Below are 16,400 nucleotides of genomic sequence, written 5' to 3'. Positions count from 1 at the left end.
CATACAGTTGGGAAAGAATACGTAAAATAAATAGAGGAGTGCAGTTGTAAGCCAGTAGGGGAAAGGCTTGTAACTGTCTAACATTTCAAAAAAATTAACTATCTTCCTCTCTGTCTAAAATTTACAGGTTACCCTTTAGTCCGTCTAATATTTTTTGCTTTATTAGCGTTAGTTGGAAAGGTGGCTCAGATGGTCAGGAACAAATCAAACATAGTTCTTTGAAACTCTGCCTTCTTTCCATGTAGACCTCGCTGTCCTAGCTTAGCGGAGCTACCTTAGGTTTGAGTGTGGACGACAAACTGTTAATCTTCAGATCAACCGCCAGTCAGCAACGACACCTTGTACGGTAAGTTTACTGAGTAAGCCGACGTTCGAAGCATGGCGTAATAGTGATTGGTTTGTACCAGAAGGAGAGGCTCAGTTGTTGCAGTGTATTGGTTGCTCTACCGAATTGAGAAGGCAAAACATAGGTGACAAAGTTAGAGGCTTTCCAAAAATAAGCCAAATAACATAAATGATTGTAATAGGGCCAAGCACTTTAATTTAGGCAAATAAAATATACAATTTGCGGCTCTACTTCGGCTAGCCTCGACCTTCTTAGCAATAATCCATGTTTATAGAAACGAATCGCACACAATTTTAAAATCAAACTTTTAGTCGCTGTAAATATTACTTTTCAAGCATCTGCAAGACGCCACATTCTTTGACTTTCCGGTTGTCAGAGCACGCCAACGCCATGTCAGTTAAGGTCTGTTTCAACTCATTAAGTTCTTCTATTCGTTTTGTGACGTCAGTCATATGTTGGTGGATTAAATTATTCACACTGGTACAGCTTCTATCTGGGTTCATTTTTGTGTCCAACAATTGTTTAATTTCTATTATGGTCAATCCTAGAGAGCGGCATTGTTTAATGAATCGCAGTGTACTCAATGATGAGGCATCGTAAATCCTGTAGTTGCCTTCAGTGCGGTTACAGGCCTTGAACAAATGCTGTTTTTCATAAAAACGGACTGTCTGAATAGAACATCCGCTTTTTTTAGACAACTCACCTATTTTCATAAACTTGCCACTCCAATGTTGACTCTATACTAGGTATAGAGTTTACACTGTGTGTAGATTATCTGGAATAGACTGAAAAAATGAGTGGTTGTGGCTGCGAAGTAGAAATAAAAAATGCTTCACAAAAACGTGTTTTATATTGGCTGCTGGGTATCAATTTCACGATGTTTTTTGTCGAGATGAGCGTGGGCTTGTTTGCTGATTCCACTGCACTGATAGCAGACTCCTTAGATATGTTAGCAGACGCGATCGTTTACGGCATAGGTATATACGCTGTGGGTAAATCTTTACTGCACAAAGCCAATGCTGCGCAAATTAGTGGTTACTTTCAGCTAATGCTGGGCATGATCATTCTCATTGATATTACCAGAAGAATGCTATTTGGTAGTGAGCCTGTGTCATCATTAATGATAGGAATGGGGTTCATTGCCCTAATTGCAAACGTCGTTTGTTTGTTGATTATTCGCAATCATAAAAGCGATGAAGTGCACATGCGAGCCAGCTGGATTTTTTCTGCCAATGATGTCATAGCTAATTTGGGTGTAATTACTGCCGGTATTCTTGTGCTGTGGCTTGATAGCCGAATACCCGATCTGGTTATTGGCGGTATTGTAGCGGTTGTTGTCTTACGTGGAGCTTGCGTGATCATAAAAGACGCCAAACAGGAGTTACAAAAAAATGAGCTGGCAAAAAATAAAGTAGGAGAGTAACCATGAAATACAACCAATCTATTAAGCCGCACATTGATGCCAAACTGGTGGTTTACCTAGATGCACAGTCAAATCACAATGAACGAGAGGCATTTGCTACACTGGAGGATGCACACGTTATCGGACAGCACTCTACTTATTATCACTGCTTAATCCATTATAAAATGTTGCGACATGGTCTTGAAAATAAAGATTGGCAAGCCGTTTTTGGGCAAGTAATAAGAATAATTGGGGCTGTAACCAAAACAACCATCGGCCTCGTACCTAAAGGCAACACAGGCGGCACCAACATCAGCCCGTTCAAACGACTTCCTATAAGTGCTGCAAACCAAGCTATTTTGGATAAGATCAACCATGCATAATCACAGTCATAGCGATAACAGTGCGTCAAAACGTATTGGCTGGGCATTTTTCTTAAATGTCGTCTTCACTATCATTGAGTTTATTGGTGGCTGGTTAACTAATAGCACTGCCATTATGGCTGATGCGGTACATGACTTGGGTGATAGCTTGTCCATTGGCACCGCGTGGGGATTGAATAAGCTCAGCGATAAAGAAGCAAACAATACATTCTCGTATGGCTTTAAACGATTCTCGCTTTTAGGCGCATTGATCAACGGATTAGTATTAACGACTGGATCCATATGGATCTTGTTTGAGGCCATTCCGAGACTAAGTGCACCAGAGATGCCACAAGTGGAAGGAATGTTTTTACTCTCTATTTTTGGCATTTTGGTAAACGGTTTTGCTGCCTATAAACTCAGCGGAGGCAGTTCCTTAAATGAGCGGGTACTAAACTGGCACCTGATGGAGGACGTATTAGGCTGGGTGGCCGTGCTTATCGTGTCGATAGTATTAATGTTCAAACCTTGGGCGATTTTAGATCCCATTCTTTCAATTGGATTCACGTTATTCATTATGTTCAATGTCATCAGGAATCTAAAAGAGACAGTATTATTATTTCTACAAGCGACGCCCGACGCCAAACAGATGGAGGCGGTTCGCAAGGTTTTAATGTCGAATGATGACGTGTCAAATATTCATCATTTCCATATCTGGTCGTTAGACGGTGAACATAGTGTTATGACAGCACATGTGGAGTTGAAACTGGATGTTACCGTATCTCAATTGAAAACTTTGAAAGATGAACTACGCCATGGCCTTGATGAGTTCGATTTCGTGCATACTACTATAGAGATTGAGTTTGCCAATGAGGATTGCCGAGATGAACAAACTACTCTCTGAAACACTTTATATTACAGTCTATTGGACTGAGTTCTATAACCTGTTAACATTAACTCCGATGAGAGTAGATCAAAGTAAATGATAAGTATAAAAGCGACAAGTTATCTTCTGGTTATGCTGATTTTATTTCAGTCATTTTCTGCTGTCGCAAATTCATTGAATTTTCACTCAATTGACTCTGAGCATCTTAGTGAAGTGCATGAGCTAAATTCGCACGACAATATCACTGGCAAAACGATGCAGGTCCAGCAAAACGCTGATTTGCCTACTAACACCGATAATTCAACTTTTACCGATACGTCTCACAATCCCGCTGATTGCCACCATTGTGGTCATTGCAATGGCACTCACTTGAGTTATCTAGGTACCAGCCAGCTACAATCAACACCTTCAATCACCCGTTCTATCAATAGTATTTACCTAGACTCAAACAAATCTACCCAACCTTCATCACTTTATCGTCCTCCCAAAACTCAATCCTAATTAAAATTTTAAATTAATGTTGGTCGTCGTAGCCGTTGCTGCGCTGATTATTCTTTATTGGTCTTAAATATTAGGGTATCAAATACATGTTTCAAAAATACAAGGTGCTTTTTACAAGCACCAGGAAGAGATGCGCGTATAAAAATCGTCGCTTCTTATTCAGTTTATTATTTTTGCTAGGCTCGTCAGCAGTTAACGCTGCTACTCCAGAGAAATTGTTAACACTTAGCGATGCAATTCGATTTTCATTAGCGGAAAACCCATCGCTAAAAGTTTTTTCTTTGCGTGACGTCGCCCTGCAAGGGCAACTTCAAACGGCCAATTTAAAACCGGCCTATGAATTAGGCGTGGCTACCGAAAATTTTGCCGGCACGGGAGGATTCAATGGTATCGGTAGTGCAGAGCTGACAGTGTCACTTTCGTCAACAATTGAAATGGGCGGTAAGCGGGAGGCTCGGGCAGGACTATATTCCCAAAGTCGCTCACATCTGCAAGCACAGCGACAAATTGAATCACTCGAATTACTCGGAGAAGTCACTCGGCGTTATATTGAAATACTCGCTGCACAGCAGCGGGTTATTTTGGCTACCCAAGCCGCTGAACTAGCCGAAATGACGTTACGAGTGGTCAAAAAACGCACTAAAGCGGGCTCGACGCCAGAAGCAGAAGTCAAACGCGCGCAAGCTGCTGAGGCGCAATCACAGCTAGCACTCTTATCTGGGCAGCAACAACTACGCTATCTGAAAGTTGCGTTAGCAGCGCTATGGGGCGAAACCTCTCCTTCTTTTACCTCCGTTTCTGGTGATTTATTTAACTTTGGCCAAGACGTTGATTTCGAAGTGCTTTACGCCAAAATAGAAAAAAACCCTGCTATCCAGGTGTTTGCCACACAAGAGAGACTTAAAGATGCCGAAGTACGTCTGGCTAAAACCGAATCCACCAGTGATATTAACTGGTCGGTTGGGGTAAGACAGTTTCAGGAAATGAATGACACCGCCATCACAGCGGGTTTTAGCATGCCGCTGTTTTCTTCCAAACGAAACTCAGGCGCTGTTAGTGCTGCTTTAGCGTCTCGCAATGAAGTGTTCGTTCAAAAAGAAGTTGCCTTACTCAACATGCACACCCAATTATTTCGTGCTTTTAGTAATCGGCAACAGGCCATCATTAGTGCACAAAAACTGCAAAATGAGATCATCCCGGCACTTGAAGAAGCGCTAAGTGAAACCCAGCAAGCTTACGAGCGCGGGCGTTACAGCTATCTTGAATACGTCAGCGCAAGACACGAATTGCTTATAGCAAGACAAACGCTGATTGAATCAGCCGCTGCGGCACTGACTTATGGTGCGGATATCGAACAGCTGACCGCTGAGCCATTACCTGCCTCACAATATCCTGATCCCAAAAGATCAACTACGAATTTTTAAGGACTAGCCGTATGAATCCACTGTATTTTATTAAAACATCCTTCGTCAGCATCATTTTTTGCTCTACGGTATTTTTTACATCGGTTAGTTCAGCGCAAACCGATTCCAATGCTCACGGTAGCGAAGAACATAGTCAAAAAGAAGAACAAGAAGAAGGTCATATTGAACTGACGCCCCAGCAAATCAAAATTGCCGGCATAGGTATGGCTAAAGTCAGTTCCGCTAGTATTCGAGAAACATTACCGCTTTACGGCCAGGTAGTGGCCAATACGGAGCATATGCAGTCTGTCGGCGCGCGTTTTGCAGGCGTCATTACCGCGGTTAGCAAACAAATTGGTGATGCCGTTTCAAAAGGTGACGTTTTAGCGAAAGTTGAAAGTAACGACAGTCTGAAAAATTACGCAATCACATCATCCATTGCAGGTGTAGTAACTGAACGTCATGCCAATGTGGGGGAACAAACAAACGGCAGTACATTATTTAAAGTCGCTGATTTTTCCACTGTTTGGGTGGATTTATCCGTTTTCCCCAATGACGTGGCCAAGGTGAAAATTGGACAACAAGCCCGGATTAAGTGCAGTGCTGCTGATGTAAGCGGAGAAGGCAAAGTCATTTACATTACACCTTTTGGTAACAGCACCAACCAAACCACCAAGGCACGTGTCCTGCTTGAAAACCCTAAAAATATGCTGGTGCCAGGACATTTCATTACAGCTGAATTAACGCTCTCAGAAACCCAGGTACCTGTGGCGATCAGCAGTGAAGCGGTACAGGTAGTCGACGAACACAATGTCGTATTTGTTAAGGGTGAGGAAGGATTCGAGCTTCGAAAGGTCATGTTAGGCCGCACCGATGGTGAGTATATCGAAGTGTTAACAGGTTTAAAAAATGGCGAAACTTACGTCACTAAAAATAGCTTTATCCTTAAGTCAGAACTCGGTAAGGGGGATGCAGAGCATGGTCATTAATATTGATAACAACCAGATCACAGGCTACTGCCATTCTTGCCACGAACTCGGATTTTCCTGCTGCTGCGAGTTCATAAAAGGAAATTTCCATGATTGATAAATTAATACAGTTTTCCATAACGCGGCGCTGGCTGGTTATGTTTCTGGTGGTGATTATTGCGGCACTGGGTGTCTGGAACTATCAAAAATTACCCATTGATGCAGTACCCGATATTACTAACGTTCAAGTACAGATCAACACCGAGGCACCTGGCTATTCCCCCCTTGAAGTTGAACAACGGATCACCTATTTAGTGGAACTTGCCATTACCGGCTTGCCCTATGTTAAAGAGACGCGTTCGTTGTCACGTTATGCCTTGTCACAAGTCACAGTAGTTTTTGACAAAGGCACGGATATTTACTTTGCGCGCAATATTATTAACGAGCGCCTGCAACAAGCAAAAAGTGAAATGCCCGATGGTATTGAGCCTGTCATGGGGCCTGTCGCTACGGGACTGGGTGAAATATTTCACTATGCGGTACATGCAGAAAAAGATGCGAGGCAAGAAAACGGTGAACCTTATGATGCGACGGCATTACGTACCCTGCAAGATTGGGTGATCCGTCCGCAGTTGCGTTTAGTGCCGGGAGTCACTGAAATAAACACTATAGGTGGATTTGAAAAACAATTTCACATCACCCCGGATCCCGCGCAGCTATTAGCCTTCGAGTTAAGTTTCGATGATCTGGTAAAGGCCATGCAGAAAAACAATGCAAACGTCGGTGCGGGTTATATTGAAAAAAATGGCGAGCAGTATTTGATCCGTGCCCCCGGACAAGTGGCTGATATTGCGGATATTGAAAAGATCATTGTGGCCCATCGAGATGGGGTTCCGGTAATTGTTGCACAAGTAGCAGAGGTTGCTTTTGGCAAACAATTGCGTACCGGTGCCGCAACACTAAACGGTGAGGAAACGGTTCTTGGTACGGCCGTTATGTTACTGGGCGGCAACAGTCGTGCCGTGTCTGAGGCGGTATCGGCCAAACTCGTGGAAATTAATAAAACTTTACCCAAAGGTGTCGTCGCTGAGCCGGTATATAATCGTACGGTTCTGGTGGATAAAACGATTTCCACCGTGCAGACCAATTTGCTCGAAGGGGCTGTTTTAGTAGTGTTTGTATTATTAGTGATGCTCGGTAACGTTCGTGCGGCGCTATTGACCGCCACGGTGATCCCATTGTCGATGCTGATGTTGATGACGGGCATGGTCGAAACCAAAGTGAGTGCGAATCTGATGAGTTTGGGTGCCCTCGATTTTGGACTAATAGTCGATGGTGCGGTGATTATTGTGGAAAACTGTATTTTACGTCTGGCAGGGCGGCAACACCATCTGGGGCGTATATTAAAACTTGAAGAGCGTTTTCAGACCGTATTTTCAGCCACAAAAGAAGTATTCACGCCCAGCCTGATCAGTGTCCTGGTGGTTATTTTGGTTAACTTACCCATTCTTGCCCTTACCGGCGTAGAAGGGAAAATGTTCACCCCAATGGCAATGACGGTGATCATGGCCTTGATATCAGCTTTGATCTTATCGCTGACCTTTGTACCTGCCGCGGTAGCACTGTTGTTAACCGGTCATATTCAGGAAAAAGATAATGTCATTGTGCGCAGTGCTAAACGCGTATATGAACCTGTATTGGCGGGGGCGTTAAAACTTCGTCTGCCCGTATTAGGGGCCGCAGTTGCTTTCGTCCTTTTTTCAGGCTGGCTGACGACCCGTATGGGCACGGAGTTTATCCCAAATTTGGATGAGGGGGATGTAGCAATCCAAGTTTTGCGTATTCCAGGTACCAGTTTAACCCAGTCGTTGGATATGCAATTCAAACTCGAACGTTTGGTTTTACAAGTACCGGAAGTCAAAACTTACTTTTCCCGTGTGGGCACCGCCGAAGTAGCGAGCGACCCAATGGGGCCGAATATTTCAGATGGTTATGTCATGTTAAAAGCGCGTAAAGACTGGCCAAATCCTGAAAAAACCAAGTTGCAATTGCTAGAGGATATTCAGCAAAAACTGGCCTTAGCGCCGGGTAATGCCTATGAAATCAGTCAACCTATCCAGCTTCGTTTTAATGAACTTATTTCTGGTGTGCGCTCTGATTTAGGCATTAAGATCTTTGGTGATGATTTACAGCAATTACTCAAATCTGGCGGTGAAATTGCGGCGGTACTCAACACCATTGAAGGTGCCGAAGGAGTCAAAGTCGAACAGGTTTCCGGGCTACCCATACTGTCGGTCGAGACCAATCGTTCTGCGTTGTATCGCTACGGCCTCAATGTGTCCGATGTGCAGGATGTACTGTCCACCGCCACTGGCGGCCAAGAAGCCGGACTGGTATTTGAAGGAGACCGCCGGTTTGCGATTGTAGTCAGACTAGCGGAAGAAATACGCAGTGACTTAACGGCATTAGAGCGACTACCTATTCCTCTGCCTAATGGCGGTTATGTGCCGATAGGTGAAGTGGCAACCCTCAAACTTGCGCCCGGTCCCAACCAGATTTCCCGTGAAAACGGCAAACGGCGTTTGGTGGTCAGTGCCAATGTGCGTGGTCGTGACTTAGGCGGTTTTGTTACTGAAGTGCAACAAATCGTTGAACAACAAGTGACCTTGCCGCCAGGATACTGGTTAAGTTATGGCGGTACTTTCGAACAGCTTCAATCAGCGACAGAACGACTAACGCTTCTCGTGCCTGTCACTCTGGTGATGATTTTCGCGCTATTAATGATGACGTTTGGTTCAGCCAAAGATGCAGCACTGGTGTTTAGCGGCGTGCCATTGGCATTGACTGGCGGCGTGATTGCCTTGTGGTTGCGTGATATTCCACTTTCTATTACGGCCGGCGTAGGCTTTATCACCCTGTGTGGGGTGTCGGTATTAACCGGCGTCATGATGGTTTCTGCCTTTCGTGATGGATTAAAAGATGGCAAGGATATCCATCATTCGATCCATGAAGGTGCCATGTTGAGACTAAGGCCCATCTTAATGGTTGCACTGGTAGCGGCTCTGGGTTTTTTACCCATGGCGCTCAATACCAGCACCGGTGCTGAAGTCCAACGGCCATTAGCCACCGTAGTGATTGGCGGCATAATATCTTCAACGTTATTAACTTTGTTGGTATTACCCGGACTTTATCGAATGGCATATCGTAAACCACGGGTTATCGCCGAAAAAGGTGATGCGATGGCGTCTTAACATTACTAAGTAGATTGCCACAGGGCTCGTTGAGCCCTGTGGCAGCTTTATACTTGAACGAAATGAGCAATAAATATGTTGGAGAAAATAATATGAATCAAAGCAAAAAGAACAATTCAGAAAAAGTATTAAAACAAATCAAAGCCTTCATTCACCATGTTCGCTCGGCAGCTGTTGTCGAAGCACTGAGTGATGCGGGTTACAAAAATATCACACTCATCGATGTAAAAGGTACGTTGAGAGCATTGAGTGAAGACGAGCAAAATTATTCCACCGAAGCGGGGATGATAATTTCCGAAGTGAGAATTTCTTTAGTCTGTGAAGATATTCAAGTTGATGAAATTACGACTATTATTCGCAAAGCAGGTCGTATCGGACCGAATGTTTCGGGTTGGGTTTATGTCAGCCCAATCGACCAAGCTTTACCAATTGGTGGATAAACAGTTTTGTATCGTATGACACATTCAAAAACGGTCTGCACGTGATTGTTGGGTATCGTATTGAAACTAATGCGGTGCTCCTCATCAGAAAAATACAATACTAATCTAGTTTCTCACGCTTTTTAAATTTTAAAACGCTGCTTTTTGAGCCTGTTTCTTCCGCATCGATCATTATCTCAACATGCCTGTTTTCTTCTGGTATGTGTCTCCACATTGCAGCGGTCATTTGATGCATTTTCACAGCTAGAGATTTTAAGCGCCTTTTGTAATCTTTAAGCTTTTCTTCTTTTTTCCCAAGCTCGCTATTGAGTTTTTTGATTTCCTTTTGAGCTTTTGCTAAGTCTTCTTTCGCTTTTAGATAGAGGGGGTGGGGGCGAATCACTGTATCGGACACATTGCTTGCACCATGAATACGATTCGCTTCAGCACTTTCGATTAGAGCTTTCGTTTTTGGATAGCGCTTGGCAGCTCCATTCGCTAATCCCGCTTCTTTCTCAACATTAGAAACAACTAATTTAAGCTTATTGGCTTTAAGCTTTTGCCTCAGCCCTATGTTAGTAGGATTTTGCGCAACAAGTCGTTCTAATGCGTCTCTTAGCTGTTTTTCTGTCGTGTTTAATTCCGCTGCGTCTATCATGCTTACGCCACCAATGTTGTTTCGATAACTAAACTTAATACATCATCTGCAAATTCGTACTTTTCATGCTCAAACTCTAAGTCATCCATGATCGTTTCGGCAGCTTTTACCTGCATGAAGTATTTCGTTGCAGAACTAGAGTTCAATTCATGGTTCTCTTTTAAAAACTCAATGTTTCTCATTGCGTCCATACGGGAAGATTCGGCATACACAGCATTTTCAATAAAGTCATATTCGCAGTCTACACACTCACTTAAATCAATATTGATACGCATTGAGCATTGAGTGTTGGTGCAATACATCCCTGGAGCAACGGCATGCAAATGTTCTTTACCATGGCTCAACCGATCTATCCAGTAGTCAATCGATAACTTACGTTTGCTTACTCCATTTTCAAAATAACTTTCACCTTCACGACTAATTTCAGTCAATGCTGCTTGGCCTTTGCCGCCTGCGATACGCTCACCATTCGCCATTTTTTGATATATGCGAGCAAAAATCTCAGCCTGCTGAGTGAAACGCTCTTTTCTTATTTCGCTATAAAGCTTTTCAAATGAATGGGCGTTGCGTGCATACCATCGTGTCATTGCCATCGATAAATGCGAGAACTGTTGTTTCAAGGCAGGGAAAGAACACAACTCATAGCCAATTAGGTAGTATGCAAGGCTGCGTCGTGTCTGGTGTGGTGCAAAGTGAAATATATCACCCCGCTTAAAAGTTGTTTGGTTTGGATCGGAGGCCTGTAAATAGCCTATATCTTCTGCTGTAAGTGTAAAATCAAATTTATCATTGTTAAACCCTATTCCAATCATGTGATGCACCCCGCTCTTTCCAATACGATTGCAATAAGCAATATCTTTAATGTTTGCTAACAGTCGAAAGTTACTATTTTCTGCAAATCTGTTGCGATAAGGTGTATTGATAGCATTTATCACATAGAAGGCTTTCCAACCCGCTTCAGTGGTAACAAACGTGTCGTTTTTGGTTTGACTACTGAGTGTAATTTTTGATTGGCGCGTAGTTAGGAAGTAAATGGTTTCCTTGCTAATTTCGGACTCAAAGCCGTCTTTATCGAAAGTTATTTTTTGTGCGCCGTAAACAGGACTCATTTTGTATAGCTCGTCTACGCGCATTCCTGACAACGCCAAGCAAAGCCATAAGGCTTTTGTATTCAAACGCTTCAAGTACCTTCTAAAGTCAGCCCAGTTATAGCAAGTGTTACCGATGTGAACTTTGAAGGACATAGGCGTAAGGCTTTTTGAATGAAAGCGTGGTTGAATAGATATGAATATTTGCATCCATCGCGGATCTTCGCCTTTATCTACTAAGGCAACCCCCTCGCTGTCGAGCGCTTGGGTAAATCGCTTCCATAATTTTTTGTAATCTCCAATAGGCTTGTAGCTACAGCCGCTTCTGATCTTCAAAATTTGATTTTTTATTTCATCGTTATAAAGGGAAATCATTAGCTCTACCGCTTGTTCGATTTCATCTCTTAATCCGTAGGCTTTTACGATATCTTCACTGTATCCAGTTAGTGCCGCATAATAGATTCGAGGGGGAATCACCAATTTTCCCTTTTGTTCATCGGGCCTTACGTTATACATTGTGTGAGTTTGATGCGAAAAATTAACCTTGAAAGGCAGTAGTCCTTGCAAATGGACAAGAGCATTCAACCCTATAAAACAATAGCTTTTGGAAATGTCATACCAACCTTCTTCAACCAAAGTTTCTAGATGCTCTTGATTCAATTCCTCAAATGATGTGATGCCGCGCTTGATAAATTGAGCAATATCGTTTCGAAGTGAATTTTTTTTATTATTGATTGATGTCAGCTCTAAGTGTTTAGTAGAAAACCACATGTCAGCTAATGCTGCGCACTTCATTTGATTAAGCGTGTGGCGCTCGTTTTGATGAAGTGCAGTGACATTCTTGGCTTGTTCTAACTTGATGTTAAAATCTAAGTTCGTGATCCCTTTCTCTTTATAATCAGACTCTCTAAACGCCCATATATCCTCCCCAAACAGTATGCTTCTTTTTTTTATCTTGATAGACTACCATTCTGTCTAACTCTTCCCAATCGCCTAGCAATAGGGCAGGGAGAAGAATCTGTTGCAAATAATCGTCTTTATCATCAATAGAACGCATGGTGTTTATGGTTGAATCCATATCTTGTGGTTGTTCAAAAAACAGCATAGATATAGTCCTTATAGAAATTGGGCAATGGAAGATAACGAGTTGAAAAGTGGATAACGTCCTTTTTCTTCAAGTAAACTCACGGCTTGCTCTGTGGTTTCAAAAGGGAAGTTATCAAGGTGTGTATGGAATCGGTTTATCTTTAACTGAATGACCGAAGCGCGTTCTGGATAATGATCAATAGCCTCATTCAACGCATCGAGGAAGCTCAGTAATTTATAAATAGTGTAGGGATCATCAACTAGTTTGGCACTTTTGCAAAAGACGCAAAGATCGTATTGATAGCAGGTAATATCCTGCCCCTCTTTGATAATTCCATTTTTTTCTGCAAACTTGCGTGCAGCATAATGCCAATCTTTTTCTGACACCAAATCAATATCACCGTCGCAGCTAATTCCATTTGGGTTTGTAGGGGCGTTGCGTTGCTTCCATGTGTCGTATTCTAAGACGGGAATGTTTAGTTCTTTTTTAACCGATTCTATTGCCTCATTTCGGGTCTTGCCCTGTGCTATGTGGACTAACCCCATCATCCCTTGTGACATTTGCTTGTTGTTTGAGATAGGGTGGCCGTTGGGGTAGTTTTTCTCAGTTGTTTCAATGTTATGCTGCAAAATTTTTCGTGCAGTCCACCCTTTATCTTCTGCTTTATATTCTAAGTTAGAGTGGGTAGCGCGAATTCGTCTAGAGTTAATATTTATAAAGTAATCACCGTGGCTAATTCCGCACCAACTCAATAGAAGTTTTCTAATCGGCATATGACCTTCCGACCACTGGTAAGTAGCAGACTTAGCTCCCAAGGGGAGTAAGAAAGACGGCTTGGTTGATGAACTACCGCAACCAAATTTTGCAATTTTGTGAGGTGGAGGGTTTCTGGTCGCAGCATAACGTTCAATCAGTTGAAGAAAGGGTTTATATTTGGCCGCAACATTAAACTCACCTTCAGCGCCATCGACGTACTTAAAAGAAACTGTGATCGCTCCATCGGGATCTTTCTCTGAATAGTTAAGTGGTATCAGTGCGTTTCTTAATGAAACATTCGTCATGCATGAGAGAGCTGTGTATGCAATGGGCATAGCTCTTTTTGATATAGATGAATTATTAAGAGCGGTGACTTTTTTTTCTATGACGAATGCACCATCATCTCGTCTAATTTTGTTAAAAGTGGTCATCTTTTCATCTTTAACAATTTCAGTGTAGGTTTTCACTAAATGATCTGTTAGCTCAATTCTGCTTTCAGAAAGCAAATTTAGATTCGAAGATAACAGGGGCAAAGATTCTGCTATGGATACCTTGTTGTTTTTACCTTCGCTATTGAGGAAATAAATTAGGGTGTCATAAGCGTCTTCGCTGTAGACTTTCGAGAGGAGTTCGAGGGTTTGGAGAAAGGTAATACCGTCTGCCTCTCCGATTGCGTCCCGCTTTTTGATGTCGGCAACAACAAAGCCGGCCTCATTATTTCTCGCTTCGGGATGAAAGCTTTCTTCTGAGCCTGAAAACAACGCTTTTACATCTTTTGAAGCACGACCTTTGTAAGCACGAACTTGAGCGACTTTCGATGTACGACTTTCTGCCTTCGATGTAACTACTTTAATGGGGTGGCGAACCTCTCTGATCACTGTATCGTTAAATGCAGTGTAATAGGCAAATAAAGTGTAAGCTGCCCCCATGCATTGATTAAAAGGACTTGCTGCACCATCTGAATCTGATCCATTTTTGAACCCCAGTGCAATTTTGATGTCACGTTCACCTTTTCTCCCAATCACTACGTTTTCTAAGGTTTGAGGAGGTGGCGCTTCGGGGTTTTCTTCTTTAAACGCAATAAGTTGAGTCGCCACAGAAAAAAAGAAAAGCTGAGTGTGGCGAATTAGCGCATACCATTCGCTTGATGTATAAGGTCGTGTGGTTCTACCTGCTGAGCCATCTCTAAAGTTTTTGAGCGTGGCTTGCATATCTGACACATCAAAATCAAGCACTGGAAGCAATGAATCGAGATTCATCTTTTTGGTAAGAGCAGAGAGTTCCAACAACCCCAGCTCTTCACCATTACGACACTGAAACCGGTATTTTTTTGGCTCATTAGCCATATTAACTAAACGCCACATTTCACCCGAATTGCCAGCGTAAGCAAGGTATCCAGCACGGCTAAAAGGGTCGAGCTTATTAAAATCGCAAAAGGAAATATAAGCCTTTAATGCATCTAATCTAACCACTATAGACCAAGCATTGATTTCATTTTTTTGCTCTAGTTCAACCCACTCTTTTAGTTTTTGCATTTTTTTCAATCGAGAAGGCTTTGCTAATACTTTTTTGGGATCACACTGCTCATGACACCAATTAAGAAAATTGTATTTTCTTTTGTTCGTCGCCCCTCTAGGCCACAGTTCAACGGGTAGGTCTAATAAAGAGACATTGTTAGCCTTCGGCTTTGCGAGTGGCTTGTTTTGATTTCTCGATGCTGCTAATCGACTTTTTGCCATGTGATTACCTCAACGATTGTTGTGCGAATTGATTTTTACGCTGAGCGAAATCCAACCATGTCTTGTTATCATTCATGTAGTTAACGTATTTTTGGGTAGTAGAGGTGCCTTCATGTCCCATCAAATCAGCTAACTCCTGCATCAAAGCCTCGAACGGCTTACCTGTTTCCATGTGTTTACAGTACAGCCAGTCAGTTGCGAAAGTTGCACGTAAATCATGAGAAGCAAAATAAATATCATATCCACTAAGTACCAAATCATTGCGTATAGTTTCCACATACTTTTGAATGGTGTTTGGAGCATATATATTACCATTCGATTTAACGAATAAGTGGTTGTGTCGAAGTAATCCTTTTTCAATAGCCTTCTTTCTCTCTTTGCTTAACCTGTACTCATACAAAAGCTCCATAACCTTGGCTGGAATTTCAATCGTTCTGTTTTTTTTGAACTTGGTTAAGCAGCCGTTAATAACCTCGCCAATTTGTACATTAACTACTTTTGCTTTTGGCTCGTCCACGACAGAGACAGGGAACGTTATTAATTCCTCCAACCTCAATCCTGTCTCTGCTTGTAAATACAGCATCAGGGCTTTGGTGTCAGACGAATTTTCAACATCGAGATATTTATAAAGTGCCTGTTTTTCATCTTCACGAAGTGGGGTAAGTTCACGGATATCAGCACCTTGAGGTTTGTTTATGTTATTAAATGGCTTAGTGAGACCTGTGGTGTATACGGTAATATTCTTGCCTTGATAGCGGTTGAGATGTGAGAGCACTTCATGTTGTGCTCTATTCCCTTTGTTGCTTATGCGAACCGTCTTTGTCTTAAACTCAAATGGTCGAAAGGTTTTGCTGATTGAAATAATTCGTTGGCTATGAAGGAAGATGAAGTAATTAACCACTTTTAATACATAGTTCGACGCTGTACTTGGAGAGCCGCCAATTTTCCCACTTTCATCCTCGGTATAAACATTCTCTAGCAAATAATCTCGATATCTAATGATTGGACTTTCTTCTACCTTTTCGGTGCAGTCATAGATTGTTAATTTGTGTTTTTCTTCAACCAGTTTGCCCGTTCTTTTGTGATTATGTTCGGGTATTTCAGTATTCAACCAGCGATAGAAGCTCAGTAATGCAACTGCATGGGATTGAATTGTCTTATCGGAGGATATGTCTGGGTCTTTCAGCAAAGACTGAAGATATAGGTTAACTGGCATCACGTTAATGCCGTGTGGGTCTATTAAAATTGTAAGCTTATGAGAAAATGGTTTTGAATTGTCTTTAACTTCATGGATGATCTCGCCACTGTCAGGGTCTGGCCTGCTGATATATGAGGGATATTTATCTGTGCTGATCCGCATAATACAGTAGTCAACACCGTAATCATCTGGAAACGACATATCCTGCTCAATCACATTAACACCTAATTATTTGTTATTTATGGAACTAAAGTAAGCTCACCTTTCCTTTTTTGTCTAATTTTATTTTAAAAATCTAGGCAACATTTCGCGTCTAAATAAATTCCCAACCGTAAG

General features: G+C 42.3%; 14 protein-coding genes. 8 read left to right on the top strand and 6 right to left on the bottom strand.

Annotation, left to right across the window (positions count from 1 at the left end):
• Window positions 1-669: 669 nt before the first annotated feature.
• On the bottom strand, window positions 670-1,059 hold the full coding sequence (locus GPLA_RS16345) for a Cd(II)/Pb(II)-responsive transcriptional regulator (protein WP_007106063.1): 390 nt from the start codon (window positions 1,057-1,059) through the stop codon (window positions 670-672).
• 80 nt (window positions 1,060-1,139) lie between these two features.
• Between GPLA_RS16345 and GPLA_RS16340 the strand changes: the two genes are divergently transcribed.
• The 8 genes from GPLA_RS16340 to GPLA_RS16305 all read left to right on the top strand — a co-directional run bounded on the left by GPLA_RS16340 (window position 1,140) and on the right by GPLA_RS16305 (window position 9,559).
• A complete protein-coding gene (locus GPLA_RS16340) occupies window positions 1,140-1,769 on the top strand; it encodes a cation transporter (RefSeq protein WP_007106062.1) in 630 nt (209 codons plus the stop codon).
• Window positions 1,770-1,771: 2 nt separating this feature from the next.
• Window positions 1,772-2,131 carry a DUF3703 domain-containing protein gene (locus GPLA_RS16335; protein ID WP_007106061.1) on the top strand — a complete coding sequence of 120 codons (360 nt, stop codon included), beginning with the start codon at window positions 1,772-1,774 and terminating at the stop codon, window positions 2,129-2,131.
• On the top strand, window positions 2,124-3,014 hold the full coding sequence (locus GPLA_RS16330) for a cation diffusion facilitator family transporter (protein WP_007106060.1): 891 nt from the start codon (window positions 2,124-2,126) through the stop codon (window positions 3,012-3,014). The genes GPLA_RS16335 and GPLA_RS16330 overlap by 8 nt, the downstream gene beginning before the upstream one ends.
• A 78-nt stretch (window positions 3,015-3,092) precedes the next feature.
• Window positions 3,093-3,497 carry a hypothetical protein gene (locus GPLA_RS16325; RefSeq protein WP_008301849.1) on the top strand — a complete coding sequence of 135 codons (405 nt, stop codon included), beginning with the start codon at window positions 3,093-3,095 and terminating at the stop codon, window positions 3,495-3,497.
• Window positions 3,498-3,583: 86 nt separating this feature from the next.
• On the top strand, window positions 3,584-4,921 hold the full coding sequence (locus GPLA_RS16320) for a TolC family protein (RefSeq protein WP_007106058.1): 1,338 nt from the start codon (window positions 3,584-3,586) through the stop codon (window positions 4,919-4,921).
• Between the two features lie 11 nt (window positions 4,922-4,932).
• On the top strand, window positions 4,933-5,889 hold the full coding sequence (locus GPLA_RS16315) for an efflux RND transporter periplasmic adaptor subunit (protein ID WP_007106057.1): 957 nt from the start codon (window positions 4,933-4,935) through the stop codon (window positions 5,887-5,889).
• An 89-nt stretch (window positions 5,890-5,978) separates the two neighbouring features.
• Entirely contained in the window at window positions 5,979-9,119 is a 3,141-nt protein-coding gene (locus tag GPLA_RS16310) for an efflux RND transporter permease subunit (RefSeq protein ID WP_007106056.1), read from the top strand.
• 92 nt (window positions 9,120-9,211) lie between these two features.
• Window positions 9,212-9,559, top strand: a complete 348-nt coding sequence (locus tag GPLA_RS16305; protein WP_007106055.1) for a P-II family nitrogen regulator — start codon at window positions 9,212-9,214, stop codon at window positions 9,557-9,559.
• A 100-nt stretch (window positions 9,560-9,659) separates the two neighbouring features.
• Here GPLA_RS16305 and GPLA_RS16300 read toward each other — a convergent pair whose 3' ends face one another.
• The 5 genes from GPLA_RS16300 to GPLA_RS16285 form a co-directional block, all read right to left on the bottom strand.
• Window positions 9,660-10,196: a hypothetical protein gene (locus GPLA_RS16300; protein ID WP_007106054.1), complete on the bottom strand. Its 537-nt coding sequence runs from the start codon at window positions 10,194-10,196 to the stop codon at window positions 9,660-9,662.
• 2 nt (window positions 10,197-10,198) lie between these two features.
• Window positions 10,199-12,055 carry an integrase gene (locus GPLA_RS16295; RefSeq protein ID WP_226993137.1) on the bottom strand — a complete coding sequence of 619 codons (1,857 nt, stop codon included), beginning with the start codon at window positions 12,053-12,055 and terminating at the stop codon, window positions 10,199-10,201.
• A 136-nt stretch (window positions 12,056-12,191) separates the two neighbouring features.
• Window positions 12,192-12,389, bottom strand: coding sequence for a hypothetical protein (locus GPLA_RS24080; RefSeq protein WP_226993136.1), 198 nt, complete (start codon window positions 12,387-12,389; stop codon window positions 12,192-12,194).
• Between the two features lie 11 nt (window positions 12,390-12,400).
• Window positions 12,401-14,866 (bottom strand): hypothetical protein, encoded by a 2,466-nt coding sequence (locus GPLA_RS16290; protein WP_007106053.1) that lies wholly within the window; start codon window positions 14,864-14,866, stop codon window positions 12,401-12,403.
• A 4-nt stretch (window positions 14,867-14,870) separates the two neighbouring features.
• Window positions 14,871-16,280, bottom strand: coding sequence for a tyrosine-type recombinase/integrase (locus tag GPLA_RS16285; protein WP_007106052.1), 1,410 nt, complete (start codon window positions 16,278-16,280; stop codon window positions 14,871-14,873).
• Window positions 16,281-16,400 lie beyond the last annotated feature (120 nt).

Source organism: Paraglaciecola polaris LMG 21857, assembly GCF_000315055.1.
In the GTDB taxonomy this organism is placed as follows: Bacteria; Pseudomonadota; Gammaproteobacteria; order Enterobacterales; family Alteromonadaceae; genus Paraglaciecola; species Paraglaciecola polaris.
Note: the sequence above shows the minus strand (reverse complement) of the source record. Positions and strands in the feature narration are given on the sequence as shown.

Bases quoted from the DNA above. Each gene is read 5' to 3' on its own strand.
- GPLA_RS16345 (WP_007106063.1), bottom strand. From the start codon at position 1,059: ATGAAAATAGGTGAGTTGTCTAAAAAAAGCGGATGTTCTATTCAGACA.
- GPLA_RS16340 (WP_007106062.1), top strand. From the start codon at position 1,140: ATGAGTGGTTGTGGCTGCGAAGTAGAAATAAAAAATGCTTCACAAAAA.
- GPLA_RS16335 (WP_007106061.1), top strand. From the start codon at position 1,772: ATGAAATACAACCAATCTATTAAGCCGCACATTGATGCCAAACTGGTG.
- GPLA_RS16330 (WP_007106060.1), top strand. From the start codon at position 2,124: ATGCATAATCACAGTCATAGCGATAACAGTGCGTCAAAACGTATTGGC.
- GPLA_RS16325 (WP_008301849.1), top strand. From the start codon at position 3,093: ATGATAAGTATAAAAGCGACAAGTTATCTTCTGGTTATGCTGATTTTA.
- GPLA_RS16320 (WP_007106058.1), top strand. From the start codon at position 3,584: ATGTTTCAAAAATACAAGGTGCTTTTTACAAGCACCAGGAAGAGATGC.
- GPLA_RS16315 (WP_007106057.1), top strand. From the start codon at position 4,933: ATGAATCCACTGTATTTTATTAAAACATCCTTCGTCAGCATCATTTTT.
- GPLA_RS16310 (WP_007106056.1), top strand. From the start codon at position 5,979: ATGATTGATAAATTAATACAGTTTTCCATAACGCGGCGCTGGCTGGTT.
- GPLA_RS16305 (WP_007106055.1), top strand. From the start codon at position 9,212: ATGAATCAAAGCAAAAAGAACAATTCAGAAAAAGTATTAAAACAAATC.
- GPLA_RS16300 (WP_007106054.1), bottom strand. From the start codon at position 10,196: ATGATAGACGCAGCGGAATTAAACACGACAGAAAAACAGCTAAGAGAC.
- GPLA_RS16295 (WP_226993137.1), bottom strand. From the start codon at position 12,055: ATGTGGTTTTCTACTAAACACTTAGAGCTGACATCAATCAATAATAAA.
- GPLA_RS24080 (WP_226993136.1), bottom strand. From the start codon at position 12,389: ATGCTGTTTTTTGAACAACCACAAGATATGGATTCAACCATAAACACC.
- GPLA_RS16290 (WP_007106053.1), bottom strand. From the start codon at position 14,866: ATGGCAAAAAGTCGATTAGCAGCATCGAGAAATCAAAACAAGCCACTC.